This is a genomic window from Nocardia fusca NBRC 14340, assembly GCF_001618425.1.
Lineage (GTDB): Bacteria > Actinomycetota > Actinomycetes > Mycobacteriales > Mycobacteriaceae > Nocardia > Nocardia fusca.
In genome coordinates this window covers 71,290-97,514 of record NZ_BDCU01000041.1, presented here as the reverse complement: position 1 = coordinate 97,514, position 26,225 = coordinate 71,290, and the positions used below count along the sequence as shown (strand labels likewise).

24 protein-coding genes are annotated in these 26,225 nt (G+C 69.6%); 16 read left to right on the top strand and 8 right to left on the bottom strand.

Annotated elements, in window-relative coordinates:
* The first annotated feature begins 2 nt into the window (after positions 1 to 2).
* The 5 genes from NF4_RS26425 to NF4_RS26405 all read left to right on the top strand — a co-directional run bounded on the left by NF4_RS26425 (position 3) and on the right by NF4_RS26405 (position 4,919).
* On the top strand, positions 3 to 1,709 hold the full coding sequence (locus NF4_RS26425; RefSeq protein ID WP_063130084.1) for a thiamine pyrophosphate-binding protein: 1,707 nt from the start codon (positions 3 to 5) through the stop codon (positions 1,707 to 1,709).
* Complete coding sequence (locus NF4_RS26420) at positions 1,709 to 3,145, top strand: aldehyde dehydrogenase family protein (protein ID WP_063130170.1); 1,437 nt, start codon at positions 1,709 to 1,711, stop codon at positions 3,143 to 3,145. The genes NF4_RS26425 and NF4_RS26420 overlap by 1 nt, the downstream gene beginning before the upstream one ends.
* A 15-nt stretch (positions 3,146 to 3,160) precedes the next feature.
* Positions 3,161 to 3,373 (top strand): hypothetical protein, encoded by a 213-nt coding sequence (locus NF4_RS38805; RefSeq protein ID WP_198165493.1) that lies wholly within the window; start codon positions 3,161 to 3,163, stop codon positions 3,371 to 3,373.
* Positions 3,374 to 3,624: 251 nt separating this feature from the next.
* Positions 3,625 to 4,020 carry a DUF427 domain-containing protein gene (locus tag NF4_RS26410; RefSeq protein WP_063130082.1) on the top strand — a complete coding sequence of 132 codons (396 nt, stop codon included), beginning with the start codon at positions 3,625 to 3,627 and terminating at the stop codon, positions 4,018 to 4,020.
* The gene (locus tag NF4_RS26405; RefSeq protein ID WP_063130081.1) at positions 4,017 to 4,919 is read left to right on the top strand and encodes an acyl-CoA thioesterase; all 903 of its coding nucleotides are present in this window, start codon (positions 4,017 to 4,019) and stop codon (positions 4,917 to 4,919) included. Before NF4_RS26410 ends, NF4_RS26405 begins: the two co-directional genes overlap by 4 nt.
* Here the strand turns inward: NF4_RS26405 and NF4_RS26400 are convergent, their stop codons facing one another.
* Positions 4,920 to 5,723: a FadR/GntR family transcriptional regulator gene (locus tag NF4_RS26400; RefSeq protein ID WP_063130080.1), complete on the bottom strand. Its 804-nt coding sequence runs from the start codon at positions 5,721 to 5,723 to the stop codon at positions 4,920 to 4,922.
* A gap of 94 nt (positions 5,724 to 5,817) precedes the next feature.
* Positions 5,818 to 7,128 carry a TerD family protein gene (locus tag NF4_RS26395; protein WP_084533478.1) on the bottom strand — a complete coding sequence of 437 codons (1,311 nt, stop codon included), beginning with the start codon at positions 7,126 to 7,128 and terminating at the stop codon, positions 5,818 to 5,820.
* A 392-nt stretch (positions 7,129 to 7,520) separates the two neighbouring features.
* Here NF4_RS26395 and NF4_RS26390 point away from each other — a divergent pair, with 392 nt between their 5' ends.
* A complete protein-coding gene (locus tag NF4_RS26390) occupies positions 7,521 to 9,578 on the top strand; it encodes a hypothetical protein (protein ID WP_157120606.1) in 2,058 nt (685 codons plus the stop codon).
* Positions 9,579 to 9,677: 99 nt separating this feature from the next.
* Here NF4_RS26390 and aztD read toward each other — a convergent pair whose 3' ends face one another.
* Genes aztD through aztB form a run of 3 tightly spaced genes read right to left on the bottom strand, consistent with a single transcriptional unit; the run spans position 9,678 to position 13,837 of the window.
* Entirely contained in the window at positions 9,678 to 10,832 is a 1,155-nt protein-coding gene (gene aztD, locus NF4_RS26385; RefSeq protein WP_063130077.1) for a zinc metallochaperone AztD, read from the bottom strand.
* Positions 10,833 to 10,883: 51 nt separating this feature from the next.
* Positions 10,884 to 11,801 carry a zinc ABC transporter substrate-binding protein AztC gene (gene aztC / locus NF4_RS26380; RefSeq protein WP_063130076.1) on the bottom strand — a complete coding sequence of 306 codons (918 nt, stop codon included), beginning with the start codon at positions 11,799 to 11,801 and terminating at the stop codon, positions 10,884 to 10,886.
* On the bottom strand, positions 11,798 to 13,837 hold the full coding sequence (gene aztB, locus NF4_RS38085; RefSeq protein WP_063130075.1) for a zinc ABC transporter permease AztB: 2,040 nt from the start codon (positions 13,835 to 13,837) through the stop codon (positions 11,798 to 11,800). The genes aztC and aztB overlap by 4 nt, the downstream gene beginning before the upstream one ends.
* Positions 13,838 to 13,896: 59 nt before the next feature.
* Here aztB and aztA point away from each other — a divergent pair, with 59 nt between their 5' ends.
* The 4 genes from aztA to NF4_RS26355 all read left to right on the top strand — a co-directional run bounded on the left by aztA (position 13,897) and on the right by NF4_RS26355 (position 17,468).
* Positions 13,897 to 14,568 (top strand): zinc ABC transporter ATP-binding protein AztA, encoded by a 672-nt coding sequence (gene aztA, locus NF4_RS26370; protein ID WP_063130074.1) that lies wholly within the window; start codon positions 13,897 to 13,899, stop codon positions 14,566 to 14,568.
* A 310-nt stretch (positions 14,569 to 14,878) separates the two neighbouring features.
* Positions 14,879 to 15,175 carry a DUF6285 domain-containing protein gene (locus tag NF4_RS26365; protein ID WP_063059055.1) on the top strand — a complete coding sequence of 99 codons (297 nt, stop codon included), beginning with the start codon at positions 14,879 to 14,881 and terminating at the stop codon, positions 15,173 to 15,175.
* The gene (locus tag NF4_RS26360; RefSeq protein ID WP_063130073.1) at positions 15,172 to 16,173 is read left to right on the top strand and encodes a phosphotransferase family protein; all 1,002 of its coding nucleotides are present in this window, start codon (positions 15,172 to 15,174) and stop codon (positions 16,171 to 16,173) included. The genes NF4_RS26365 and NF4_RS26360 overlap by 4 nt, the downstream gene beginning before the upstream one ends.
* Positions 16,174 to 16,181: 8 nt before the next feature.
* Positions 16,182 to 17,468, top strand: coding sequence for an acyl-CoA dehydrogenase family protein (locus tag NF4_RS26355; protein ID WP_063130072.1), 1,287 nt, complete (start codon positions 16,182 to 16,184; stop codon positions 17,466 to 17,468).
* 92 nt (positions 17,469 to 17,560) lie between these two features.
* Here NF4_RS26355 and NF4_RS26350 read toward each other — a convergent pair whose 3' ends face one another.
* Positions 17,561 to 18,175 carry a TetR/AcrR family transcriptional regulator gene (locus NF4_RS26350; RefSeq protein WP_084533476.1) on the bottom strand — a complete coding sequence of 205 codons (615 nt, stop codon included), beginning with the start codon at positions 18,173 to 18,175 and terminating at the stop codon, positions 17,561 to 17,563.
* Positions 18,176 to 18,228: 53 nt separating this feature from the next.
* Between NF4_RS26350 and NF4_RS26345 the strand changes: the two genes are divergently transcribed.
* Positions 18,229 to 19,080: an alpha/beta fold hydrolase gene (locus tag NF4_RS26345; RefSeq protein WP_063130071.1), complete on the top strand. Its 852-nt coding sequence runs from the start codon at positions 18,229 to 18,231 to the stop codon at positions 19,078 to 19,080.
* A 202-nt stretch (positions 19,081 to 19,282) separates the two neighbouring features.
* On the opposite strand, the gene NF4_RS26340 is transcribed toward NF4_RS26345, so the two are convergent.
* Positions 19,283 to 19,744, bottom strand: coding sequence for a DUF7144 family membrane protein (locus tag NF4_RS26340; RefSeq protein ID WP_232330657.1), 462 nt, complete (start codon positions 19,742 to 19,744; stop codon positions 19,283 to 19,285).
* A gap of 265 nt (positions 19,745 to 20,009) precedes the next feature.
* Between NF4_RS26340 and NF4_RS26335 the strand changes: the two genes are divergently transcribed.
* The 3 genes from NF4_RS26335 to NF4_RS26325 all read left to right on the top strand — a co-directional run bounded on the left by NF4_RS26335 (position 20,010) and on the right by NF4_RS26325 (position 22,498).
* Positions 20,010 to 20,429, top strand: a complete 420-nt coding sequence (locus NF4_RS26335) for a YciI family protein (protein ID WP_030520953.1) — start codon at positions 20,010 to 20,012, stop codon at positions 20,427 to 20,429.
* Between the two features lie 9 nt (positions 20,430 to 20,438).
* Positions 20,439 to 21,722, top strand: a complete 1,284-nt coding sequence (locus NF4_RS26330) for an RNA polymerase sigma factor (protein ID WP_063130070.1) — start codon at positions 20,439 to 20,441, stop codon at positions 21,720 to 21,722.
* A 149-nt stretch (positions 21,723 to 21,871) separates the two neighbouring features.
* Positions 21,872 to 22,498: a lysophospholipid acyltransferase family protein gene (locus tag NF4_RS26325; protein WP_232330656.1), complete on the top strand. Its 627-nt coding sequence runs from the start codon at positions 21,872 to 21,874 to the stop codon at positions 22,496 to 22,498.
* Here the strand turns inward: NF4_RS26325 and NF4_RS26320 are convergent, their stop codons facing one another.
* Positions 22,499 to 24,667 (bottom strand): elongation factor G-like protein EF-G2, encoded by a 2,169-nt coding sequence (locus NF4_RS26320; protein ID WP_063130069.1) that lies wholly within the window; start codon positions 24,665 to 24,667, stop codon positions 22,499 to 22,501.
* Between the two features lie 267 nt (positions 24,668 to 24,934).
* Between NF4_RS26320 and NF4_RS26315 the strand changes: the two genes are divergently transcribed.
* A complete protein-coding gene (locus NF4_RS26315) occupies positions 24,935 to 25,450 on the top strand; it encodes an MmpS family transport accessory protein (protein ID WP_063130068.1) in 516 nt (171 codons plus the stop codon).
* A 182-nt stretch (positions 25,451 to 25,632) separates the two neighbouring features.
* A complete protein-coding gene (locus NF4_RS38080) occupies positions 25,633 to 26,199 on the top strand; it encodes a hypothetical protein (protein WP_063130067.1) in 567 nt (188 codons plus the stop codon).
* Positions 26,200 to 26,225: the final 26 nt, after the last annotated feature.

Here is a 26,225-nt window from a genome sequence, read left to right as displayed (position 1 = left end):
GTATGGCGGTCAAAGTCTACGAACGGATTCTGGATCTCTTCGAAGCCGAAGGTATCGACACCGTCTTCGGCATCCCGGACCCGAATTTCGTGCACCTGTTCCACCTCGCCGACGAGCGTGGCTGGAACGTGGTGTCCCCGCACCATGAGGAATCGGCGGGGTTCATGGCCGAGGCCGTCTCCCGGATGACCGGAAAAGCCGCCCTGTGCATCGGCACCCTCGGGCCCGGCGTCGCCAACCTCGCGGGCGCCATGATGTGCGCCAAGGTGGAGAATTCGCCGGTGATCTTCCTGGGCGGGCAGCGCGCCCGGATCACCGAACAGCGGGTACGCCGCGGCCGGATCCAGTTCGTGAAACAGTCCGGGCTGTTCGAGCCCTCGGTCAAGTACGCCGCCAGTATCGAGTACGCCGACCAGACCGACGAGGTGATCCGGGAAGGACTGCGCAAGGCGCTTTCCGGAACCCCGGGCCCGGTCTACATCGAATATCCCTCCCATGTGATCCAGGCGGAACTCGACGTCGCCGCGCCGCTACCGCCGCACCGGTACCGCCTGGTGGATCAAACCGCCGGGCAGGACAAGGTGGACGCGGCCGCCGATCTCGTTCGGCAGGCCAAGCAGCCGATCCTGCTGGTCGGGCACGGTGTGCACACCACCCGGGCCGGCGCCTCGGTGAAGGCGCTGGCCGACCTGCTGGCCTGCCCGGTCATCCAGACCTCGGGCGGCACCTCGTTCATCGCCGGACTCGAGGACCGCACCTTCCCCTACGGCTTCTCACCCTCGGCGGTGGACGCTGTCGTGAAATCCGATCTGTGCCTGGCCATCGGCACCGAACTCGGCGAACCCGTGCACTACGGGCGCGGCCGGCACTGGGTCGCGGGGGAGGACGCGCGGAAATGGATCCTCGTCGAACAGGACCCCACCGCCATCGGAGTGAACCGGCCGATCGACGTACCGCTGGTCGGTGATCTGCGCGCGGTTGTCCCGCAACTCACCGAGGCCTTGAAGAACACCCCGCGCACCCCGACCCCCGAACTCGCGCAGTGGATCGAACAGGATGCCTCCCGGCTCGCCGAACTCGCCGAGAACGCGCCCACCGGTGGCACTCCGGTGCACCCCGCCCGGCTGGTCGTGGAGGCCACCAAGGATTTCCCGGCGGACGGCATCCTTGTGCGCGACGGCGGCGCCACCACCATCTTCGGCTGGACCTACACCCAGTGCAAACCACACGACGTGATCTGGAACCAGAATTTCGGGCACCTCGGCACCGGTCTGCCGTACGCGGTGGGTGCCTCGGTCGCCGACGGCGGGAAACGCCCGGTGCTGATGATCACCGGCGACTCCTCGTTCCAGTTCCAGATCGCCGAACTCGAAACCGCGGCGCGGCTGAACCTGCCACTGGTCTGCGTGGTCGCCGTGGACTACGCGTGGGGTCTCGAGGTGGGTGTCTACAAGCGCACCTTCGGGCACGGCTCCCGCGAAACCGCGGTGCACTGGAGCAAGGACACCCGGTTGGACAAGGTCGCCGAGGGCTTCGGCTGCTACGGCGAATACGTCGAATCCGACGCCGATATCGCCCCCGCCATCAAACGCGCCTTCGCCAGCGGTAAGCCCGGCGTCATCCACGTCGCCGTGGACCCGAAGGCCAACTCCGAGGAAATGCCCAGCTACGACGAGTTCCGCACCTGGTACGCGGAAGGGATGCAGTGATGCGCGAATACCGGAAGTTCTATATCGGTGGCGGCTGGGTCGACCCCGCGGGCGAGCAGACCTTCGAGGTGATCAATCCCGCCACCGAGGAAGTCTGCGGGACCGTCGCGCTCGGCACGGCCGCGGATGTGGACGCCGCCGTCGCCGCGGCCCGCGCCGCGTTCCCCGCGTGGGCCGCGAGCACTGTCGCCGAGCGGCTGGACCTGTTCGGTGCCCTCGGCGCGGAGTACCAGAAGCGCGCCGGTGACCTGGCGGCGGCACTCACCGAGGAGATGGGCGCTCCCGCGGGGCTGGCCAACGGATTCCAGGTCGATCTCGCCGCCGGCCATCTGGAGACCGCGACCGAGATACTGCGGAACTACCGCTTCGAGGAGCAGCGGGGGGCGACCCTTTTCGTCAAGGAACCCATCGGTGTCTGCGGCCTCATCACCCCGTGGAACTGGCCGATGAACCAGATCGCGGTGAAGGTTTTCCCGGCCCTGGCCACCGGCTGCACCATGGTGCTCAAGCCTTCCGAACGGTCCCCGTTCACCGGGCAGATCTTCGCCGAAGTGCTGGCCGCGGCCGGGGTTCCGGCGGGGGTGTTCAACCTGGTGCAGGGTGACGGACCGAGCGTCGGCGTCCCGCTGTCGTCGCATCCGGAGGTCGATATGATCTCCTTCACCGGGTCGACCCGGGCCGGGATAGAGATCGCCCGTAATGCGGCCGCCACCGTGAAGCGGGTCACCCAGGAACTCGGCGGCAAGGGCCCCAACATCATCCTCGACGACGAGGATTTCGCCACCAATGTCGGCCAGGGCGTGGCGAACCTGATGGGTAACTCCGGCCAGACGTGTAGCGCGCCGTCGCGAATGCTGGTCCCGTCGGCCCGGATGGAAGAAGCCGTGGCGGCCGCGCGGGCCGCCACGGAGGGCATCACCGTCGGTGATCCCACCGGAGAGGTCGCGCTCGGCCCGGTGGTCGCGGGTTCCCAGTGGGATCGGATCCAGTCCCTGATCCAGAAGGGGATCGAGGAGGGGGCGACCGTCGTCGCCGGTGGTCCCGGCCGGCCCGATGGCCTGGAAAAGGGTTTCTTCGTCAAACCGACGGTGTTCGCGGAGGTGACCAATACGATGACCGTCGCCCGCGAGGAGATCTTCGGTCCGGTTCTGGTGATCATCGGCTATCGCGATATCGACGACGCCGTCGCCATCGCCAATGACACCGAGTACGGCCTGGCCGGTTTCGTCGCGGGTCGTGATCTGGATCAGGCCCGTGCCGTGGCCCGCAGACTCCGGGCCGGCTCGATCGGCATCAACGGCGGATTCGATTTCGCCGCTCCCTTCGGCGGCTACAAGAAGAGCGGTAACGGTCGCGAATGGGGCGAAGCCGGTTTCGAGGAATACCTCGAGGTCAAAGGTATTCTCGGGTACGCGCCCGACGCGGCCCCGGCGTAGGTCGTGGTCGGCGAGATGGGCGAAGATCGGGTGGCCGTGTCACCGGTGCCGGTATCGCCCGGCGAACACGAACTCCCCGGAACGTACCTCGACCGGCTCGAGCGGCGTCACGGCGAATGGCGGATCGCGCTGCGCACCGATGTCGTCGAGTGGTCGGGCGCGGTCCCGGCCCTGCCGCTCCCGTTCACCGGCGTGGCGGACCTGTTCGCCAACGGCGTGGATACGTGACCGTCGAATCGACAAGGAGATGGAGATGGAGCGGAAACCCCCGCTGAACCCCGGGGACTGGCCGCCGGAACTCCGGAAATTCTTCGCGGACTTCCGGTCCCGGGTGCACCACGGCGGTCCGGCACCGGAGAACACTCGATCGGGAGTCAACCTGCTGGGCACGCTGGCCCGCTATCCGGAATTCACGATGGCCTTCCTCCGGTCGTGTTTCGCGACAGGGATATTCGGAACAGCGAGGATTCGGAGCAGCAATGAGCGAAGTACCGTCCGGCTACCGGCAGCGTCCCGACTACCGGGTGGACCTGCTGGCCCGCACCAATTCCTTCACCGCGACCGTCGGTGCCCGGCGGCTGGCGTCCAGTGACGCCTGTTTGCTGGTGGACGAACAGGATCACGGTCTGGTCGTGTACTTTCCGCCCGCCGCGGTGGACGCCGCGCAGCTGGAACCCATCGATCTGCACACCGTATGCCCTTTCAAAGGTGAAGCGTCCTATTGGACCCTGCGCGGCAGCGATCGGCCCTGGATCGCCTGGACCTATCCGCGGCCCCATCCGCCCGTGGCGCAGCTGGCCGGATACATCGCGTTCGACCAGAGCGTCGTCGCCGTCACGATCGGCGCGGGTCGTTACACCGGGGTCCGATCATGACCGGGCGACCGGCGCCGGAGCTGCCCGAGCGGAGCTCGGAGTCCTCGATGGCGCGGATGGTCGAGATCTTCGATGTGCGAGCCGACCCCGCCGCCCCCGGGTGCTTCGTCGGCGACAGCGACGGCGGCACCAGAAGGGTGGTGGACGGCAGTCAGATACTCGGGCAGAGCATCGTCGCCGCGGCCAGGGCCCTGCCCGGCCGGACGGTGCGCACCGCGCATGCGCTGTTCGTCTCGGCGGCCGACCCCGATGTGCCGCTGGAGTTCACCGTCACCCCGGTCAGGGCGGGCCGGAGTTTCGCAAGTGCCACGATCGGCGTGCGGCAGGGGGAGAAGATACGGACCCACTGCACCGTCCTGCTGGACGCTCCGCAACCGGATCTGGTCCGCTGGGATACGCCCGCCGGACAGGTCGCCGGCCCCGAGACCGCCGGTCCGGAGGCGAGCCTGGCGCTGCCGGGCCGCGAGGTGCGCATCATCGACTGTGCCGATATCAACGACCCGGACGAGGTGGGTCCACCCGTGGTCGACGCCTGGCTGCGCTACGACGAGGTGCCCGCCGCCGATGACCTCCGTCGCGCGATGCTCGCCCATTTCACCGGCCATCTCGGAATCTCCACCGCGTTACGGCCGCATCCGGGACTCGGTACGGCGCAGGCCCATCACACCCTGTCGACCGCGCCCATGGGTATCGGGATCACCTTCCACGACCCGGTGCGCTGGGACGGCTGGTTGCGCTACCACCACGAAGCGACCTTCGTCGGTGCGGGAACAGCCCATATCCGGGGGCAGATCAGCACCCGCGCCGAATCGCTGATCGCGTCGTTCACGCAGGACGCCATGATCCGTGCCTTCGATACCGGACCGGTGAACGAGATCCCCAGCGCGGCGCGGCTGTAGTCAGCGCCGGCCCGAACCGGACCGGATCGCCTGCTGGGCCAGCGTCGACGACGCGTTGACGATGCCGTCGTCGAACCGTTCCAGCAGCAGTGCCTGGGTGGCGGCCAGATGCGCGCACGCCATGTGCTCGGCCGCCGACGCCTGCCCGGCGGCGATATCGTCGACGATCTTCTGGTGGGTGCGTACCGCGGCCCGGGCCTGCTCCGGCGACGGATACTCGCCCCGGCCGGTCAGGGCTTCGGCCCAGGCCTCCTCCTGCGCCGACCACAGGGCGACCAGACTGCTCACCACGTAGCGCACCGTCGCGTTCGGGGTGAAGGACACCACGAGATCGTGGAATTCGCGGGCGGTCTGGGTGAAGGCCACCCCGTCGTCGATCACTTCCGCGGATTTCTCGATATTCGCGGTGAGCACCGGAATCACTACCTCGAGCCGGTCCTCGCGGCGCGCGCATTCCGCGGCGCACATGGGTTCGAGCATCTGCAGGCCGGTGGCCAGATCCCGCAGCGTCACCCGGCCGCCCTGCAGGGCCAGCCCGAGATGGTAGGCGGCCGAGGTCTCGTCGGGCCGGTGGACTTCCGCGCCGCCGACGTTTCCGCGCCGCACGGTGACCAGGCCCTCGGTTTCCAGGATGCGGATGGCCTCCCGGATCGAGGGATAGGAGACACCGAACTCCTGGACCAGTTGATCCTGGGTCGGCAACCGGTAGTCGTCGGTGCCGTTGAGGATGCGGGTCCGGAGTTCGGCCGCCACGGTCTGGGCCACCCGATGCTGGGGGACCCGTCCCCGCCGTGGGGCCGTCACGAGGACCGCTGCCGGTCGCGAAGATGCACCATGGCGCGAGTTTATCAGTGAACCTATTAGCTCTTAAAAGATTGCAATAGTTGTAAAGATACGCTCAGGTGCTGTCCGCCTTGAACTGGTTGACCGGGCCCTTGTCCATCCGTACCTCCACCCGCCCGTCCGGTTGCAGGACGGCGGCGGGCCGGTGCTCGGAGAAACGCCGGCTGTAGAGTTCGAGCCGCTCGATCAGCACACCCTCCGGACGGTTGTAGACGATGCCCGGCACACAGGTGAAGATCCAGCTGGATTTCTTGGCCTGATCGGCGGCAATGGACACACTGTCGGCGCCGTTCTCGATCGACAGGGTCACCCGGTACTTGTGGAACGATCCGGTGCCGTTGTTGATCGCCGAATACGCCACCGGGATCACCGCCACGATCTCGGGAGCGAGCCGTACCTCGATGATCTCCTCCGTGTGCCCGCCGCCGCGCTGGATATCACCGCGGCCGCGATCCCCGAGATGGCGCACCAGATCGCCGTACCGGGGATTCGCCGGAATGCCGGCGGCCGGGAACGTCGCGACGTGCACGATGTTCCCGTCGGCCAGGACGACCAGCGCGTAGGCCTCGTAGTCGGTCCCGCTGGCCCAGGCCACCCGCAGCCGGACCAGCGGCGCCTTCTCCAGGAGCACCGGCGGCGCCCCCTTGGTGAGAGTGACGGCGCCCTTGGAGAAGTTCACCCCGGGTGCCGGCGGGGGCGTGGGTGGGGGATACGGGGCGGGGCCCGGCGCCGGCGGGGCGAATTGTGCCGCGGGCGGGACCGGAGGCTGTGCCGAGGGTGTGGACGGCGGAGGTGCAACGGGTGGCGGTGTGTATCCGGATGCCGGAGCGGTGTGAGACGCCACCGGCGGCGGTGCGGCGACCTGCGTGGGAGCCGGGGCCGGTGCGTCGTCGTCCACGGTGATACCGAAATCGGTGGCCAGACCGGCCAGCCCGCTGGCGTATCCCTGACCCACATTGCGGATCTTCCAGGCGCCGGTCCGCCGGTACACCTCGGCGAGAACGACGGTCGTCTCGGTGCCGAGCCCGGTGATGGGCAGATCGTAGGTCTCGCCGTCGCGCTCGGCGATCGCGACGTTCAAGGCGATACCGCCGAAGGATCCGGTGTCCACCGAGGCGGCGACCACGAGCCGGTCCGTACTCGCGGCGACCCGCGGCAGGTCGATCTCGATCGCGGCACCGGCCAGCCGGACGGCGCCATCCGGGGAGACCGGCTGGTTGTAGAAGACGAAATCGTCGTCGCCGCCGACCTTGCCGTCCGCGCGCAGACAGAGCACGGTCAGGTCGATACCGGCCGGCGCCGCGGTGATCCGCAACGGGCCGCCCGCGACGGCGACGTTGCCGCCTTTGCTGATCACTCGGGACATCTGCACTCCGGTCGCTCGACTCGGTTGTCCCGTCCAGCCTAGGTCCCGGCGCTCGCGCCGGCCCGGGCCGCACGGCACCGGGCCCGCGGGCGCTCACCGCTGTGCGCGTACGCACCCGCCCGCCGGCAATCATTTCCACCACGGAGAATTCATTTATTGCCGACCCGGAATCGAAATGGATAATCCTTCGGTACGCCGAAACGGGGGTCGATAGTGGAGAAGAGCTTTTATATCGTGTCAGTTCTGTTCGAGCGTTGACCCGAGTGGGTCCGAAATCTCCGTCGTTTCGCGGGCGGACATCTGCGGCGAATGCATGGTGGCGGCGTGGGAAGTATTGCGCTGCATTGCTTTACGTAATTCTGATTTTTCCGGGTGGCGTCGGAGCCGTGGCGATGGCCGCCGAACCCGGGCGGGCGGGCCCTGCGCTCTCCCGTATGGACGGTCTTGCCTGGACAGGGGTGGTGGACTCGGATGGCGTCGCCCTGGCCGACTACCCGTTCCTGGTCGACCGCGGCGGACTGTCGAACCCGGGCGCCACCGTCCTGTGGACGCTGATCGGCCTGGAATTCGTCGGCTATATGGTTATCGTGACGACGGCGATATGGTTCGTCGGATATTCGTTGAGTTTTCGTTGGCTGGACCTGTTTTCGACGGCGCTGCACGGTGTCGGCGAGGCGCTTTCCCGGCAACTCGCCGATCCGGTGATATCGCTCACCGCGGCGACTGTCGGCGCATTTATAGTGGCGTGGTTCATAATTCGCGGAAGTCCGGGCAGAGCAGCCCGGCAAGTCGTGACAATGGTCGCGGTCGCCGTGCTGGGCGGGCTGCTGGTGTTCGGTCCCGGGGCGGAGCTGTTGTCCGCGGACGGGTTGCCGACCCGCGGGCGTGATGTGGGGATGTCGATCGTGGCGGGCCTGAACGGTGCGCGCACCGAACCCGATCGGCTCGTCGAGACGCTGTCGGCGAGTATGTCCGACGATTTCGCCCGGCACCCGGTGCAGGTCTGGAATTTCGGGCATGTGCTCGACGACCGGTGCGATGCGGTGTGGAGCGCCGGCGTCATCGCCGGAGATATCGAGGCCCTGCAATCCGGTATCGCGGGGTGCGGCGATCCCGCCGCCGCGGAACGGATCGCGCGGCCTACGCTGGGCCAGCTCGGCGCGGGTCTGCTACTGCTCGTCTGTGCCACCGTGCTGCTGGTGTTCGCCGCCTATCTGGCCGGGCTCGTACTCCGGTGCGCGCTGGACGCGATCTACCACGGGTTCCTGGCGATCTTCGGGTTCGCCGCCGGCGGCTACGTCTACGGGCCCACCCAGACCTTTCTCGTCCGCAACCTCGTCACCTGCGGTTTCGCGGCGGTCCGGATGTGTGCGTTCACGGTGTTCCTCGGCGTCTATCTGCTCTTCCTGGGGAACCTCTTCCACCGGGCACCGGGGCAGGTGATCCCGGTGCTCGTCCTCGCGGCGCTCGTCGAGATCGTGGCGATCTCGCAACTGTCGCGGCTCAGCCGTGGCCTCTCCCGCGGCTCCGTCCGGGTGACCGAGCGGATCGGCGCCGCCCTCGGAGGTCACGCCACACCCGGGCCGGCCGGTGCTGTGGTCGGGCGATCCGGTGGATCGCAGCCCGGAATCATCAGGGCAGTCGAGGACCTGAACACCCTCGACAATTCGCCCCTCGTGGCGTGGGCGGCGGCCGGCACCGTACGCCCGTTCGACCCGCTGGCGCGGGGACTCAGAACGGTACAGCGGGCGGCCATCTCCTCCAGCGCGAGCATGGAGGAATCCTTCCGGTGGAGTCATCTGGCCCGGCACAACTGGCGCCTGGTGGCGCTGCGGGAAGCGGAGCGGTTCGGTGGCACCGGCAGTGAGATGGGGGTGGCGCGGACACTGAAGATGATGCGCGACAACCGGATCCCGGACTCCCAGCTGGCCCCGGTGCTGCGGGCGATCGGCGCACCCGATCACCTGGTCACCGGTGCGCTGGTCGCGTTCTCGGTGCAGGAGGCGACCAGATCGCAGGGACCGTACGGATTCCTGCCCCTGCAGAAGACCGTGGCCGCCGCGTACGCGGCGTACAACCGTGCGGGAGAACCGGGCGCGCGGGCGTTCGCGGCGCAGGCGGTGGTGGCGGCGGAGGGATTCGCCCGGCACAGCAACACACCCGCCCCCACGGCCGTTCTGGACCGGGATTTCATCCGCCGGGTCGAGCGGAACTGGGATTCCGGGCGCGCGCTGCGCGCCGCGATCTCGCCCCGCGAATGGAATACCGTGGGACGCGCTACCCGATGGTCGATCGGCAGCCGGCTCTCGGCGGACCATCTCGTGGTGGCGCAGGCATACTACGACGACCCCACGGAGATCAACCGCGCTCGGCTCCTGCGTTCGGCCATGCGGGTCGCCAACCTGGATCACATCGATCCCGCGGAAGGGCTGGATCCGTGGCATTCCTGACCACATCCTCTTGCCGCAGGCGATCCCCATCTCGGGTGCCCGCGACAGGGCGGCCCGCCCGGCCCCTCACGCCGTGCCGGGCAGGCCGCCGTGGCCCGATCAGGAGGCGACGACGCCGCTGATCTCGTTGGGAGTCTGCGCCAGGGTCACCGAGGCGGTCACCGTGCCGGAGGCCAGATCGATCCGGTGGATCTGTTTGGTCGCCGTATCGCTCACATAGGCGATGCCGTCCCGGACGAACAGCGCCGGGCGGGGCTGCTGCCAGTCGATGGGTTCCTGCCACGGGTCGAGGACATCGATCGTCCTGACGACCTTGCCCGTCACCGGGTCGATCACCCGCAGCCCGCCGTCGGTGCCCAGGACGAGCGCCTCACCCTCGGGCCCGCGGGCCAGCGACCGGAAGGTGTAGCTGGTGCCGATATCGACCAGGCGGATGGTGCCGGCTTCGGTATCGATCAGCGAGATCTGTTCGGGGCGTTCCAGTTCCGCATGCTCGTCCTTCTTGTAGTCACCGAGTACGATCGGCGACCCGTCGCTACCGGCCTGGTTGCCGATCCGCCCGTAGGAGTCCGGGCTGGTGATCTTGGTGAGTTTGCCGTCGCGGTAGACCAGGACCCCGTTCTCGCAGCCGACGACCAGCGTATCGCCGGCCGCGGTGGCCTCGCCGTGCACTCCCGGGCACTGCTCGCTGCGGGTGATCTCCGAGCGGGCGGCATCCAGGATCGCCAGCCCGACCCGCTCCTCCTCGGTACCGAGCGTGACGGCCAGTTCGCCGCTCTCCAGTTCCACCGCCACCCCGTGATGGGCCTGGGCGGCGCGGTATTCGCTGGTCTGCGGGGCGCCCTCGGCGAGGTCGGCCGGGTCGAACGAGGTCACGGTGCCGGTACCGTCGGCGAACAGGACCGTGCGACCGGCGTGTCGCACCACGTGTCCCGGTTTCGGGCCGGGGAACTCGATATCGGTGAACTGTCCGCCCACGGCGTCGAACACCCGGAAGCCCGCGGAGGTCGACACGATGATGTGCCGGTCGTCGCCGGCCGGATTGATCCGGTTGAATCCCGCGAGTTCTACTCCGCCGCCGCGCACCAGGGTGTTGCCGTCCAGGAGATGGATACCACCGTCGTAGGTCACGGCCAACGGATCGGCGATCGCCGTCTCCGCGGTGGTGTCGGTACCACAGCCGCTCGCGGCGACGACCGCCGTGAGCAGGCCGGTCAGGGCCGCGGCCCGGATCGGGCCGGTCCGAATGTGCATAACGCTCCCTCATTCTTTTCTGCTGGCTGCGGGATATCGCAGCGTTCCCGGTTACGCGGAGGCCAGACCTTCGACCATCGCGGTCGTGTTGGCGCGCATCATTTCCAGGTAGGTGGCCGCGCCGGCACCGGGCGCGGTCAGTGATTCCGAGTGCAGGCCGACGATTCGCACCTGCACACCCGCCTGCTCGGCGAGGGCGCGGGCCAGCCGATCCGGCCGGGCGGAATCCACGAAGATCGCCGGTACACCGGTGGTGCGCACGGCCGCGGCCAGCTCCGCGAGATCGGCGGCGCTCGGCGAGGCGAGGGTGGTCCCGCCGGGGATGACGGCGCCCACCACCTCGAAGTCGAACCGGGCGGCGAGATAACCGAACACGTGATGATTGGTGACCAGTTTGCGGCGCTCGGGTGCGATACCGGCGAACCGGTCCGACATCCACTGCTGCAATCGGTCGAGTTCGGTGAGGTAGCGGTCCGCGTTGGCGCGCACGGTCTCGGCGTCGATCCCGGGAACCGTATCGATCACCCGGTCGCGGATCACCTCGACCGCGCGGTGCACCCGCTGCGGGTCGGTCCAGAAATGCGGGTCGGGCTGCCCCGCGGCGTCTCCGCCGCGATAAGGGAGGGGATCGATCTCGGCGCCCACCGGCAGGGTCGCGACGCCGGCGTCCGCGGCCGCCGTCACATGACGGGCCAATCCTTCTTCCAGGCCCAGGCCGTTCTCGACGATGAGGTCGGCGTCGTCGAGGACGGCGGCCTCCTGGGCCGAGAGGGCGAAGGAGTGCGGGTCGGAATTCGGCGGCATCAGGACCGTGACCGCTGCCGCGTCACCGACCACCGTCCGGGTGATATCGCCGAGAATATCGGTGGTGACGACGATTCCGCCGCCACCGGAGTTGGTGACGCCGCATCCGGCGGCGGGCAGTATCGCGACGAGCAGTGCTACACAGAGTCGGAGTGCGGTGTTCATCGTCCGGTCTCCACCATCAGGTCGGGGGTGATGTCGAGATCGAAGGTGCGGGCGATCCGCAGTCCGTCGGCGTAGTCGATCTCGTGGATCCGCCGGCCGGCCGGATCGTTGACGTAGGCCCGTTCCGCGTCGACCAGCAGGACCGGTGGCTTCGCCGGGTCCACGGGCCCCGAGGGGAGTGCCCGGTGCGCGGTCTCGGCCCCGGTCTCCGGATCGTAGGAGTGCAGGACCCCACCGGCGTCCAGGGTCAGGACATCGGTGCCCGCCCCTGCCGTGGTCGCCGCGACGACGGGTCCGGGGCCGATCGGTAGCCAGGCGCGGTGGGCGATATCGAGCACCAGCACCCGCGAATCCCGTACGGCCACCAGGACGTCGCTGCCGCGCCGGTGGAAGAACTGCCCCGTACTGCCGGTCGTTCCCGCCGGGTACGGCACCTTCGCCGCGGTGAACCGGTCGTCACGCTCGGTGACCACCAGCGCGCCGTCCGCGCAGGAGAACACGGCGCCGCGGCGGGTCACCGTCTGCCCGCCCGGCCGATCGCATCCCGGCTCCAGGGTCTGCACGGGCGCGTTCTCCCGGTCGCGCACCTGGATTCGGCCGACGTCCGCGACGAGGAGGTGGCCACCGTAAGGGAGGGCGGGCCCATCGAGCACCGGGCCGAGGGTGAGAGTGCCCTCGTCGAGTGCCGACCGGTCCGCGAGCGCGGTCGAACGGTCGTCCAGCACCGCCGCGGCGACGGCGGTATCGCTGTGCGCGGACCGGACGGATCCCGGCAGTGCGCCGATCCGGCGCGGCGCGGCGCGGTAGTAGTGCACATGGTCGCCGTGATCGACCACCCAGCTGCCGCTGTCCAGGACCGTGGTCGCACCGCTCGCCGCGAGGTAGGCGTAGCGGCCGTCGTCGGCGATCTGCGCGAGGCCCGGCACCGGGTCCCGCGTGATGACCTCCTCGGTGACGAGGTCGAGGATGCGCACCGCGCCCGAGGACCGGTCGGCGAGTACCAGTCGCGGTTGCGCGCTCGCGCTCTCCTCCGCGCCCGCGACATAGCCGTGGGGGACTGGTTCGGCCGGCGTCTCGCCGGTTTCGCCACCGCAGGCCGCGACGGGAACGAGCAGGAGCGCGGCGGCGATCACCCCGACTGCCCGGCCGGCCCGCTTCCTCGTGCCGCGGAACAGGCCGGAGGCGCGGCCGGTGCCCGTTCCGCCGCGCGACCCACCGCGCAGCGCGGCACGCAGCCGGGCCCCGGCCGCGGCGGCGAAGAAGATCGCCACCGCCGTCGCGGCGATGGTCGCCCCCGCCGCGGTACCCGCGTGCCAGGAGATGACCAGGCCGGCGACGGTGGCCACGGCTCCGAAAACGGCTGCCAGCAGCATGATCCGTGGGATCCGGTGGGTGCAGTAGGTGGCGGCCGCGGGGGGCGCGACCAGTAATCCGAAGACCAGCAGGGTTCCCACGACATGGAACGACGCGGCGATCGCCAGGGTCAGCAGGGCGAGCAGCGCGATCTGCGCGCGCCGCGGGTGCAGTCCGAGGGTGTGCGCGGTGCGCGGATCGAAGGCGAGGGCGAGGAAGGCCCGGTGCCCGAGGACCGTGAGTACGAGGGCCACGACCAGGGCCACCAGCAGGAAGAGGAGATCGCGGGGACGGGTCGCGAGCACGTCGCCGAAGAGGAATCCGGTCAGATCCACCGCGAAGGACCTGGAACGCGATATCAGGATCACCCCGATCGCGAGCATGCCCACGAACAGCAGCCCGATTCCGGTATCGGTGGACAGCCGGCGGTTGCGGCTCAGTACCGAGACCCCGGCCGCCATGGCGGAGGCGCTCACCACCGCGCCCAGCAGCAGGTTGCCGCCGAGCAGGGCGGCGACGGCGACCCCGGGCAGCATGCCGTGCGCCATGGCCTCACCGAGGAAAGCCATGCCGCGCACCACAACCCAGGTTCCGGCCAGCGCGCACAGACAGGAGACCAGCAGTCCGCCCCACAAAGCTCGTTGTACGAAGGTGACTTCGAACGGGGCGATCAGCCAATCCATGAAAAGAAACATTAAACTGATAACGATTGTCATTACAAGCTGTTGGCGGGAGTCACGGAATGCGCACGGCGGGAATCGAGATCACCGGGTTGTCCGCGGGTTATCCGGGGAACCCGGTATTGCACGAGGTCACGGCGGTGGTACCGGGCGGGCAGGTCACCGCGCTGCTTGGCCCCAACGGCTCCGGGAAATCCACCCTGCTCGGCGTCCTCGGCGGTATCGTCGCGCCGACCGCCGGCACGGTCACCGGGATCGGTGGGTCTCGTCCGGCGCTGGTCATCCAGCAGCAGGCGGTCCCGGCCACGCTGCCCATCACGGTCGGTGAAACAGTCGCCATGGGGCGCTGGGCGCACCGGGGTCTGTGGCGCCGGATCACCCGGGCCGATCGGGCGATCGTGGCGGACTGCCTTACCCGGATGGATATCACCGATCTGGCCGGGCGTCGCCTGGACACCCTGTCCGGCGGGCAGCGGCAGCGGGTACTGCTCGCCCGCGCGCTGGCGCAGCAGTCCGAGCTGCTGCTGCTGGACGAACCCGGTACCGGGTTGGACGCCGCCGCGCGCGCGGCGATCGGCGCGGCGATCCGGGAGGCCGCCGACGCCGGCGTCACGGTGGTGCACGCCACGCACGATCCGGCCGCGGCCCGGGACGCCGATTACTGCGTGCTGCTGCGGGACGGACGAGTGGTGGAAGAAGGGGAACCCGTGGCAGTCCTGGCCGCAGCCGCCTGATCCCCGGCCCCGCCGTGGATGCCCGGCGGTTCTCGCCTCGGCGCCGGTGTTCGGTGCCGCCGCCTCGTGTGCGGTGGCACCGAACACGAGCCAACCGGCGGACAATGCAGTGGACAGGCCGCGCGTACCCACCTCGCTCCCCGGCGCCGTACGCGCACGGGCCGATTCCTGGTGCGACGATGAGAACATCCTCTACTGTTTGTCTCACCGCTCGCCTGTAGCGACGACAAGGAGGTCGGGTCGTGGTCGCTCGTCAAGCCTCTGCGCTGTCCCTGTCCCGCCGAGCCGCAACCGACCGAGGGGAGCCGTAGTGCAGAACCGCCCGACCGCAGCCGAGCTGCTGGAATCACTCGCCGAGCTGCTGGAGGACACGCTGCTGCCCGCCCTCCCGCCCGACCTGCAGCACCGCGCGCGGGTCGGCGCGAATCTGGCCCGCATCCTCGGCCGCGAAGCCGAACTCGGGCCCGCGGCGGCGGCCCGGGAACAAGAACTGCTCGCGGCGGTCCCGGTCGGCGACGACGACGCGCTGTGGCAGGCGCTCACCGAGGTGGTTCGCGCCGACCTCGCCATAGCCAAACCCGGCTACGACAGCTGGGAGGGCGAATGAGCGCCGATCCGGTCGAGGGACTGACCGACTATCTGACCGGCGCGCTCGGCGGTCCGGTCACGATCACCGATTTCCAGTTCCTCTCCGCCGGCGCGCGCCGCCGCAATATCGCCTTCACCGCCACCGTCGCGCGGACGCCGCGGCGGCTGGTGGCGACCATCGTGCCGCCGGCCGTCGAATTGATGCCGGTCGACGGCGAGGCCGGGGTCCGCGAACTGGCCCGCGCGCACGGCGTACCGGTACCCGCGGTGGTCGCGGTCTGCTCCGATACGCGCTACGTCGGCGAACCGTTCGTCGTCTCCGAGCACATCGACGGAGAAACGGTGCCGCGCAAGGTGCTACGAACGCTCGCCGCGTCCGGCAACGCGGCGCGGACCGCCCGCCAGTGGGGCGCGGCCATGGCCCGGTTGCACGGGATCGACCCCGCCGCCGCACCGGAATCGGTACCGGCCGCCGGCGCCGACCCGGCCGCCGGACACCTGGCCGAGGTCGAGGCCGCCGCCCGCGCGCTGCTCGCCGACCGTCCCGTCTTCTCCCTGGCCCTGCGCTGGCTGGAGAAACGATTGCCCGGACCGCCGCCGGCGCCCGCGCTCGTCCACACCGATATGCGCAACGGCAACCTGATCGTCGACGCCGACGGATTACGCGCGGTCCTGGACTGGGAGGGAACCCAGCGGTTCGGCGACCCCATGCGGGACGTCGCCTGGCCCGCGCTGCGGATGTGGCGCTTCCGGGAGGACGCGCGGGAGTTCGGCGGTTTCGCCGACCGCGAGACCTTCGTCGGCGCCTACGAGGAGGCGGGCGGGACCTTCGATCTCGACCGGTTCCGCTGGTGGAAGGTCATGGGCACGCTGTACTGGGGGGTGGGGCTGGCCCAGCAGGCGGCCGCCCACCTCGACGGCACCGTCCGCGACATCGTCATGGCCGCCAGCGGGCGCCGTGTATCGGAAATCGAATGGGATCTGCTCATGCAGATCCGTCCCCGCGTGAACGCATAGGAGAGACCGTGGATTTCGAGTTGCCCGCCGATCTGTCGGCCTATCTCACCGAACTCGACGAGTTCATCGAACGCGAGATCCGGCCGCTCGAACAGGCCGACGACAACATCCGGTTCTTCGACCATCGCCGCGAGGACGCCCGCACCGATTGGGAGCGCGGCGGCCTGCCCACCGAGGACTGGGAGGCGCTGCTGGCCGAATCCCGCCGCCGGGCCGACGCCGCCGGCCATTACCGCTACGCCTTCCCGAAGGAGTTCGGCGGCCGCGACGGCACCAATCTCGGGATGGCCGTCATCCGCGAACATCTGGCCCGCCGCGGTCTCGGCCTGCACTGCGATCTGCAGAACGAGCACGCGATCGTCGCGAACAATGTCGGCCTGCTGCTGATGCTGGAGTACGGCACCGCGGAGCAGAAGGCGCAGTGGGTGGACGGTCTGGCCGCCGGCACCCGGTTCTTCGCCTTCGGTATCACCGAACCCGAACACGGCTCCGACGCCACCCATATGGAGACGACCGCCGTCCGCGACGGCGACGACTGGGTCATCAACGGCACCAAGACCTGGAACACCGGCGTGCACCTCGCCGACGCCGACCTCATCTTCGCCCGCACCTCCGGCGCCGCGGGCGACGGCCGGGGGATCACGGCGTTCCTGGTGCCCACCGATACCGCGGGATTCCGGGTCGAGGAGTACCTGTGGACCTTCAATATGCCCACCGACCACGCCCGCGTCTCGCTCACCGACGTGCGCGTCCCGGATTCGGCGATCTTCGGGCGGGAGGGCCGCGGGCTGGCCGTGGTCCAGCATTTCTTCAACGAGAACCGTATCCGGCAGGCCGCGTCCAGCCTCGGTGCCGCCCAGTACTGCGTGGATCGCGCGGTGGCCTACGCCAACGAGCGCAAACCGTTCGGCACACCGCTGTCGTCGAATCAGGCCATCCAGTTCCAGCTGGTGGAACTGCACACCCAGTGCGAGATGCTGCGGGCGCTGGTGCACAAGACCGCCTGGTCCATGGACACCTACGGGACGTTCGCGGTGTCGGAGCAGGTGTCGATGTGCAACTACTGGGCGAACCGGCTGTGCTGTGAGGCCGCCGACCGCGCCATGCAGGTGCACGGCGGACTCGGGTATTCGCGCTACACCCCGTTCGAGCACATCTACCGTCATCATCGCCGGTACCGCATCACCGAGGGCGCGGAGGAGATCCAGATGCGGCGGGTGGCGGGCTACCTGTTCGGATTCATGGACCGTGCCGTGGTGAAAGGCGTCGGAGCCGGGCAGTCCGAACGAGGATGACGAGGCGGGTACCCGGTGGTGGAGGTGCTGCCCGCCGGCGAGTGCCGAGGCCGTGTGGGTGACGGTGCGCTCCTATCGGCATCAGACGGACGCTACGGGTCGACGGCCGCGGCGCGTTCCGGGGCCGAGAGCAGCTCGGTGAGCCGCGCGCTCATGGCGCGTCCCGCGGCCAGCAGCGGTTCGGTGGACCGCAGGGTGCGGCTCAGGACGAAAGCCCCTTCGAGTGCGGTGACGATACCGAGGATCAGCTCGCGCGCGGTCTCCGGCGGTAGTCCGCGCTCGGTGAAATACGCGGTCCCGCGCGTGATCCAGTCGTCGATGATCTCGGCGAGGACCTCCCGTAGCGCGGGCTCGGCGTCGGCGATCTCCCCGGCGACCGTCCCCACCGGGCACATATTGATCCACCCGGTCTGCTCGATCTGCTCGGCCGCCGCGGCGAAAGCCGCCGGGAGGGCGTCACGCAGATCCGGGTAGGGGGTGAGCAGCAGCGGGATCAATTCGCCGTAGGCGGTGCCGGCCGCCCGCAGCGCGGCGGCGGCGAGTTCGGGCTTACCGCCGGGGAAGTGATGGTAGAGCGAGCCCATCGGCACACCCGCCGACACGGTGATCTGCTTGACGCCGGTTGCGCTGTAGCCGCGGGTGCGCAGCAGTTCGGCGGTCGCGGTGATCAACCGGTCACGGGTGCTGGTTGACAGCTTGTCGGTCACGGTTCCAGACTAGAGCAATTACTCTAGAGCGATCGCTCGAAAGGGGTCAGCGGATGCCGACGGTACAGATTCCCGCAGGTCGTGTGCACTATGTGGAGCAGGGGGAGGGGCCGCCGGTGGTATTCCTGCACGGGCTGCTGATGAACCACACCGTATGGGACCCGGTGCTGGACCTGCTCCCACCCGGTTTCCGGTACATCCGGCCCGACCTACCCCTGGGCGCGCATCCGATTCCGCTCGAACCGGGGACCGACCTGAGCCTGCGCGGGCTGAACCGGCTCGTCGCCGACTTCCTCGCGGCACTGGATCTCGACGAGGTGGTCCTGGTGCACAGCGACTGGGGCGGAGCCTTGTTCCTCACCGCCTACGGTCTGGACGAACGGGTCGGCCGCCTGATCGTGCTGCCCTGCGAAGCGTTCGACAACTTCCCGCCCGGACTGCCGGGTAAGGCGTCGATGGTCGCGACTCGTCTGCCCGGTGGCGTCGTCCTCGCCCTGCGGCAGCTGCGGATCCGTCGGCTGCGTAACCTGCCGCCGCTCTTCGGCTGGATGGCTCGTGAACCGCTGCCGGACGAACTCGTCCGCGGCTGGACCGAGCCGGGCCTGCGGGACCGTCGCATCCGCCGGGACCTGCTCGCCTATACGCGGTCCGGTTTCCACGCCCGCGAACTGATCGCGAACACCGAGGCGCTGCGCCGGTTCACCGGCGACGCCCTGATCCTCTGGTCGTCGGCCGGCAAGGTCATGCCCCGCGAGCACGGCCGCCGCCTCGCCGAACTCATCCCCCGCGCCCGGCTGGTCGAGATATCCGACGCCTATGTGCTGTCCATGCTGGACCGGCCCGAGGCCGTCGCCGCGGCAATGGCCGATTTCCTCACCGCCGACCGGGCGGGCAGCGAGCGGTGACCGGTGCCGGCCGGCCCGCTCAGACCGTGATCCGCGGCGCCACCTCGCCGCCGACCCGCTCACCGCTGCCGCGGTGGGGCCGGCGTGTCCGCCCCGGTGACCGGACCGCGTACCCATTTCGCGAGCAGCGGGAACAGCAGCACCGTGGGCCGGATCGGTTCCCGGACCGGCGCGCTGTGGCGCCGGTCCGGGCGGTCTCGGGTCAGACCCGTTCGGGCCGCCAGGTGGCGATGGCCCAGATGATCACGATATCGATGGCGATGATCAGGATCGACCACAGCGGATACCACGGGATCCACAGGAAGTTGACGATGATGGACAGAGCGGCCAGGCCGATCGCGACGATCCGCGCCCACAGCGCCCCGGTCATCAGCGCCAGGCCGGCCAGGATCAACAGGACGCCGAAGACGATATGGATCCAGCCCCAGCTGGTCAGGTCCAGTTCGTAGACGTAGTTGGGCCCGGCGACGAATACGTCGTCTTCGGCGGCCGCCGAGATGCCCTGGAACAGGGTGATGAATCCGGCGACGAGCAGCAGCACTGCCGCCCCGATGGAGGTGCCGGTCGCGACGGCCTGTTTGGTGGAATTATCGGCGGTCGATACCGCATGGGCCCCGGTGGTGCCGGGCCTTCCGGACGTCGGTGCTGCGGGGTCGGTGGTCATAACAACTCCCTTCGGATGGGAGGGGCCACACCGGACCTCGAGAACTGATCGCCGGTGACGCCCTCATACGCCACACTTCGATTCCTTTGTCCTGATCGAAAAGTATGCCACCGGCCGGCGCGTTCGAACCGGTTCGACGACGAAACGGAACCGAGTCGCGACTTTCGGCTAAAAAAAATCCGGCGGGTTGTCGATTCCCCGACCACCCTGTTCGACCTATGGGTGAGAGGGTCCAGGAGGGGCCCCAGAGACAAGGAGACCGACCGTGAAATACATGCTGATCATGCGCGCCACCGACGAAGCCTTCGCCGCGATGGGCGATATCGACTTCACCGACATGCTGGAGACGATCGGCAAGTTCAACGACGAACTGATCCGGGCCGGGGTGCTGCTCGCCGCGGAAGGCCTCGAAGACGCCGCCGAGGGGGTCGTCGTCGACTATTCGTCGGCCGATCCGGTGGTGACCGACGGGCCGTACGGGGAGACCAAGGAGCTGTTCAACGGGTACTACATCCTGAACGTCGCGTCCAAGGAAGAGGCCGTGGAATGGGCCAAACGGATGCCGATGACGGGCGCGGGTTTCAAGACCGAGATCCGCCGGGTCCCCACCATCGACGAATTTCCCCAGGACAATATCTGGATCCAGAAGGAGCGGGCCTGGCGTGAAGCCACCGGCCAGCTCTGACCGGCGGCCGTGACAGTGCACGAGGGCCGGGCCGCGGTGGCCGCGGTGTGGCGGATCGAATCGGCGCGGATCGTCGGCGCGCTCGCCCGCTACACCGGTGATTTCGGCCTCGCCGAGGACCTCGCCCAGGAAGCCCTGGCCGAGGCCCTGGTGACCTGGCCGCGTGACGGGGTGCCCCGCAATCCCGCGGGCTGGCTCCTCACCGTCGGCCGCCGGCGCGCTGTCGACGGATTCCGGCGCCGCGCCGCCCTCGACGATCGGTACGCCGCTCTCGCCCGGGACCTGGGTGAGGGCGGCGTCGCCGCGGGCGGCGATCCGGCGGACCCGGCGTGGGGCGAGCAGATCCTGTGGGATCCGGATCGCATCGACGACGATGTGCTCGCCCTGATGTTCGTCGCCTGCCATCCGGTGCTCTCCCCGGAGGCACGGGTGGCGCTCACCCTCCGGGTGATCGGTGGTCTGACCAGCGACGAGATCGCCCGCGCCTTCCTGGTCCCGACGGCCACGGTCCAGGCGCGGATCACCCGGGCCAAGAAAACCCTGGCCGCGGCGCGGGTCCCGTTCGAGATCCCGCCGGCCGCCGACCGCGCGGCCCGCCTGGTCTCGGTGCTGCGGGTGATCTACGTGATCTTCACGGAAGGATCGTCGGCCAGTTCCGGTACCGATCTCATCCGGTTCGACCTGGCCGCCGAGGCCCAGCGGCTGGCCCGCGTGCTGAGCCGGTTGGTCCCGGATGAGCCGGAGGCGCACAGCCTGCTGGCGCTGCTGGAGCTGACCGCGGCCCGTTTCCCGGCGCGCACCGGACCGGGCGGGGAGCCGGTGCTACTGGAGGACCAGGATCGCCGGCGTTGGGACCGGTCGGCGATCCGCCGCGGGCGGGCCGCCCTGGCCCGCGCCGAACGGGCCCGGCGCGGGCTGGGCTTCTACGGGTTGCAGGCCGCGATCGCCGAGTGCCACGCGGTCGCGCTGTCGGTCGGGGACACCGATTGGGATCGGATCGTCCTGCTCTACGAAGCACTGGGCCGCCTGGCGCCTTCGCCGGTCGTCGAGGTGAACCGCGCGGTGGCGGTCGCCATGGCGCGGGGGCCGGCGGCGGCCCTCCCGATCGTGGACGACCTGGAGGCGGCGGGCGAACTCGCGAACACCCATCTGCTGCCCAGCGTGCGCGGCGAACTGCTCATCCGGCTGGGCCGGAACACCGAGGCACGCGCCGAACTGGAGCGGGCGGTGGCGCGCTGCGCCAATGCGGGCGAACGCCTCGTGCTCGAACGCAAGATCGAGTCGCTCGACTGATGCGGTGAGTAGTTTCCCGGTTCCGCCGGCCCGCACTACGCGACGATGATGGACCCCGTACCGGCGCGCGGGACGCGGCGGCAGCGAGTGACGGGGTGGATATGGAGAAGCGAGCCGGGCGGCCCAGAGGTCTCGGTAAACGGGCGTGGGTGACCACGAAACTGGTTCGGCGGGTCCTGCGGGCACTGGCGTGGTCGAAGTTCGTCCACGTCACCGTGATCGGGCGGGAACTGGTACCCCGCACCGGTCCGGTGATCGTGGCGAGTAACCACATCTCCATGCTGGACGCGGTCTTCCTGTGGGGCGCGCTGCGCCGGCGGGCAGTGGCGATCGCCATGGCCGAACTCTGGTCGTGGCCGGTCGTGGGGTGGTTGGTACGGCGACTGGGGCAGATCCCGGTGGTGCGCCGCGACAGCGCGTCCGGACAGTCCGCGCTGGCCCAGGGTGAGCAGATCCTGCGCCACGGGGGAGTTCTGCTCATCTACCCGGAGGGCCGGCTGGTCGCGCCGGGCGAGGTGGAACCGTACAAGCCCGGCGTGGCGAAATTGGCGCTGGCGACCGGGGTCCCGGTCGTGCCGGTGGGGACCGTCGGCACGGACGAGGTCATGCCGATGCGGCGGCTGCGCGGCGACCGTCCGGCCTTCGACCGGCGCCGGCGGGTGACCGTCCGTTTCGGAACCCCGCTCGATCCCGCAGGATTCGCGGACCCGGCGCAGTTCCTCGAACAGTTGCGGGAGCGGATCGAGCAGTTGCGCGCCGCATCGGAGCCGGGGTAGTCAGGCGCGGGCCGGTGGCGACCCCTCGCGGACCTTCTCCGCCAGCTGGGCGGGCATCGGGTCGTGCCGGAGATATTCGCGGGTGAACTGGGCGACCCCGTGGGTGAGCGAGCGCAGTTCGGTGGCATAGCGGACGAGTTCGGATTCCGGTACCTGGGCGCGGATCAGTGTGCGTCCCGGATCGGCCGGTTCGGTGCCCAGTATCCGGGCGCGGCGCACCGACAGATCGGTCAGGGCCGTGCCCAGGTGGTCGTCGGGAACCCGGACCTCCACCAGCGCAATGGGTTCGAGCAGCGCCATCCGGCTGCCCGCCGCCGCGTCGCGCAGGGCCAGGGCTCCGGCGGTCTGGAAGGCGGCGTCGGAGGAGTCGACCGAATGCGCTTTACCGTCGAGCAGGGTGACCCGTACATCGACCAGCGGATTATCGCTGCTCACCCCGCGTTCGGCCTGGGCGCGCACGCCTTTCTCCACCGAGGTGATGAACTGCCGCGGCACCGCGCCGCCGATGACCTTGTCCACGAATTCGATCCCGGATCCCTCGGTGAGCGGTTCCACCTGGATCTCACAGACCGCGTACTGGCCGTGCCCGCCGGACTGTTTCACATGCCGCCCACGCCCACCGGCCTTCTCCGCGAATGTTTCCCGCAACGGGACGCGGGTCTCCTCCACATCGACCTCGACGCCGAATCGGCTGCGCAACCGTTCCAGTGCGACATCGCGTTGGGCTTCTCCCAACGACCACAGCACCAGCTGATGCGTTCGTTCGTTGTTCTCCACCCGCAGGGCGGGATCTTCGGCGACCAGCCGCGCCAGCCCCTGCGGGAGTTTGTCCTCGTCGGTCTTACCGTGGGCGCGGATGGCCGTGGGCAGGAGTGGTTCCGGCATCGGCCAGGGATCGATGAGCAGCGGGTCGCCGGTAGCGGAGAGGGTATCCCCGGTCCGGGCGTGGCCGAGTTTGGTCACGTAGGCGATATCACCGGCCACTGCCTCGCTCATCGGCCGCTGTTCCCGGCCGAACGGGGCAGTGAGTCCGCCGATCCGTTCGTCGTCGTCGTGCTCGGCGCCCGAGCCGTGCCCGCAGATGTGGACGGTGTCGTCGGCGCGCAGCGTGCCGGAGAAAACGCGGACCAGCGAGACCCGGCCGACGTATGGGTCCGACGATGTCCGGACCACCTCGGCGGCCAGCTCGGCCGCGGGATCACAGCGCAGGGTGATCGCTGTGGCCCCGCCGGCGAGCCGCCGGGCCGGTACCGCGTGCTCGGCCGGGCCGGGGAACCCAGCGGTGATCAGGTCGAGCAGTTCGAGGGTGCCCAGGCCGTGCCGCCCGTCGGCAGCGGCCGGCGCCGCGAACAGAACCGGATGGAAGCTACCCCGTGCCACCGCGCGCTCCAGGTCGGTGACCAGGGTGGCGAGCTCGATCGGCTCGCCGTCCAGATAGCGATCCATGAGGGTCTCGTCCTCGCTCTCGGCGATGATGCCCTCGATGAGCCGCTCCCGGGCCTGTTCGGCGAGGGCCCGATCGGCGGGCGCCGGATCGACCCAGGTCCGCTCGCCGCCCGAGTAGTCGGCCACCCGCTGTTCGAGAAGTTCCATCAGGCCGGTGGCCGGGCGGTGCCCGTCGGCGCCCGCCGGCCCGTACACGGGCAGATGGAGTGCCAGCACGTTCTCCGCCGACTCGCCGCCGAGCACCGCCTGGCAGGTGCGGCGCAGCTCCTCGAAATCCGCGCGCGCGGTGTCCAGATGGGTCAGCACGATCGCCCGCGGCATTCCGACGCTCGCACATTCTTCCCACAACGCCCGGGTCGCCCCGCCGACGCCTTCCACGCCGTCGGCCGCCGACACCACGAACAGTGCGGCGTCGGCCGCCCGCAGTCCGGCGCGTAGTTCGCCGACGAAATCCGCGTAGCCCGGTGTGTCGAGGAGGTTGATCTTCTTTCCGTTCCACCGGACCGGCACCACCGACAGCTGCACGGACCGGTGTTTTCGCTGTTCGATCTCGTCGTAGTCCGACAGCGAGGTCCCGTCCTCGACCCGGCCCGCCCGGTTGACCGCGCCGGTGGCCAGCGCCAGCGCCTCCACCAGAGTGGTCTTACCCGATCCGCTACTTCCGACGAGCACCACGTTCCGGATGTTCTCCGGGCTCGTCACCCCGTTCACTCTGACACCCATGACTCACCGTCCTCGGCAATCGGCATGCGGTCATCTATGAGCTTCCCACCGGTGCCGCCCGTGGTCCACGGTCTCTTCCGCTCGGCTCTTCCCGCGATGCCCGCGGGGTCCCTCGGGGTGGTCGGCAGCGGGCTGCGGGAGCGGGCCCTCAGCGGCCCGAGAACGGGATTTTGAGCAGTACAAATAGCTATGTAACATCAATTTGTCCAAATGTGATTCACCTCCTGGTGGTGCGCCGGCCGTCCCCCCCGCCCCGAGGAGTTCACATTGATCGAACCGCCCGGCGAGCACCGGCGCCGCTCCGGGATATCCCCGTCACCGGCGTACCGGCAGGACCCGGACGCCGGGCCCGCGCCCGCCGGCCGCCGGTCCCCGCATGGGCGGGCCCGATGGCCGTGGGTCGCCGCCGGGCTCGTCGTGATGATCCTCTGTCTGGTCGGAGGGTGCGTCGCGGTGGTGGCCGGGCCCGCGAACGAGGTCGGCGAGGACGCCGACCGCGAGGTCGCGGTGAGCTACGAGGTCGAGGGCACGGCCGGCGAGGTCTCGATCACCTATCTCGGCCACGACCTCGGCATGGCCCGGGAAACGACGGCCGGACTGCCGTGGCGGCGGGATGTGCTCATCGACAGTTTCGGCACGATGGTCTCGTTGATCGCGGTCAACGACGCCGACGGTGGGGAAGTGACCTGCCGGATCCGGATCGGTGGCCGGCTCGTCTCCGAACAGACCTCCACTGGTCCGCACGCGTCGGCGGGGTGTTCGGGAAACGCCGGGGGAGGGTAGCGCAGCGCGGGCGGTCGGTCACCGTGTCGAACCGCCGGCGATCGGTAAGCCGAACTGTTATGCGCGGCAGCGCTTCTGTTGACGACCGACGTTCTTTTGCGGCAAGCTCCGGAGAAGGCACTGGGGGCGGGTTTGCGCGACGCGTACGCCCAGGGGCGGACGAGGCGTCGAAGGGCATATCGATGAATGCGGTGAACACCGACCCGTCCGAGGCCCCGCGTCGGGTCGGTGACGTGGTCCGCGATGTGATCGCGCAGGTCGCCCCGGAAGAACTCCCCCTGGTGGACCGCCTGCGTCCGCTCGGTGACCGCGCGGCGGTGCGAATGCTGTCCCGCCGCAAGCACACCCGCGATCTGCTCGCCTTCGGTATCGACGAGATCGTCGTGCTGGCGAGCCCGGTGGTGTGGATCGTGGTGAGCGAGGCGGTCGCGCACTTCACCGACCGCGCGATCACCGGCGGCGGCCGGGCGGCCCGGTCGGGCCTGCGCAGACTCTTCCGCCGCGGCCCGGTGGATCAGGAGATCCCCCCGCTGGACCGCGAGCAGATCGCCGGAATCCGCGCCCAGGTCCTGGATTCGGCGCTGCGCAGCGGTATGGACGCCGACCGCGCCGCGATCGTCGCCGACGCCGTGGCGGGCCGCCTCGCTCTCGCGGCACCCGTCGATCCGGAGGGACCTCCGGCAGAGCCCGGCGGCCCGGCCGGACCTGCGGTACACGGTTCGGAAGAGGGCAGCGCTACGCCGAGCTGATCGGCTCGTGCGGGAAGGGGGGTGCC

Coding starts and splice junctions, on each gene's coding strand:
- NF4_RS38080 (WP_063130067.1), top strand. CDS start 25,633: ATGAATGCGGTGAACACCGACCCGTCCGAGGCCCCGCGTCGGGTCGGT.
- NF4_RS26360 (WP_063130073.1), top strand. CDS start 15,172: ATGAGCGCCGATCCGGTCGAGGGACTGACCGACTATCTGACCGGCGCG.
- aztB (WP_063130075.1), bottom strand. CDS start 13,837: ATGGATTGGCTGATCGCCCCGTTCGAAGTCACCTTCGTACAACGAGCT.
- NF4_RS26320 (WP_063130069.1), bottom strand. CDS start 24,667: ATGGGTGTCAGAGTGAACGGGGTGACGAGCCCGGAGAACATCCGGAAC.
- NF4_RS26420 (WP_063130170.1), top strand. CDS start 1,709: ATGCGCGAATACCGGAAGTTCTATATCGGTGGCGGCTGGGTCGACCCC.
- NF4_RS26390 (WP_157120606.1), top strand. CDS start 7,521: ATGGCCGCCGAACCCGGGCGGGCGGGCCCTGCGCTCTCCCGTATGGAC.
- aztA (WP_063130074.1), top strand. CDS start 13,897: ATGCGCACGGCGGGAATCGAGATCACCGGGTTGTCCGCGGGTTATCCG.
- aztD (WP_063130077.1), bottom strand. CDS start 10,832: ATGCACATTCGGACCGGCCCGATCCGGGCCGCGGCCCTGACCGGCCTG.
- aztC (WP_063130076.1), bottom strand. CDS start 11,801: ATGAACACCGCACTCCGACTCTGTGTAGCACTGCTCGTCGCGATACTG.
- NF4_RS26345 (WP_063130071.1), top strand. CDS start 18,229: ATGCCGACGGTACAGATTCCCGCAGGTCGTGTGCACTATGTGGAGCAG.
- NF4_RS26410 (WP_063130082.1), top strand. CDS start 3,625: ATGAGCGAAGTACCGTCCGGCTACCGGCAGCGTCCCGACTACCGGGTG.
- NF4_RS26405 (WP_063130081.1), top strand. CDS start 4,017: ATGACCGGGCGACCGGCGCCGGAGCTGCCCGAGCGGAGCTCGGAGTCC.
- NF4_RS26395 (WP_084533478.1), bottom strand. CDS start 7,128: ATGTCCCGAGTGATCAGCAAAGGCGGCAACGTCGCCGTCGCGGGCGGC.
- NF4_RS26425 (WP_063130084.1), top strand. CDS start 3: ATGGCGGTCAAAGTCTACGAACGGATTCTGGATCTCTTCGAAGCCGAA.
- NF4_RS26340 (WP_232330657.1), bottom strand. CDS start 19,744: ATGACCACCGACCCCGCAGCACCGACGTCCGGAAGGCCCGGCACCACC.
- NF4_RS38805 (WP_198165493.1), top strand. CDS start 3,161: ATGGGCGAAGATCGGGTGGCCGTGTCACCGGTGCCGGTATCGCCCGGC.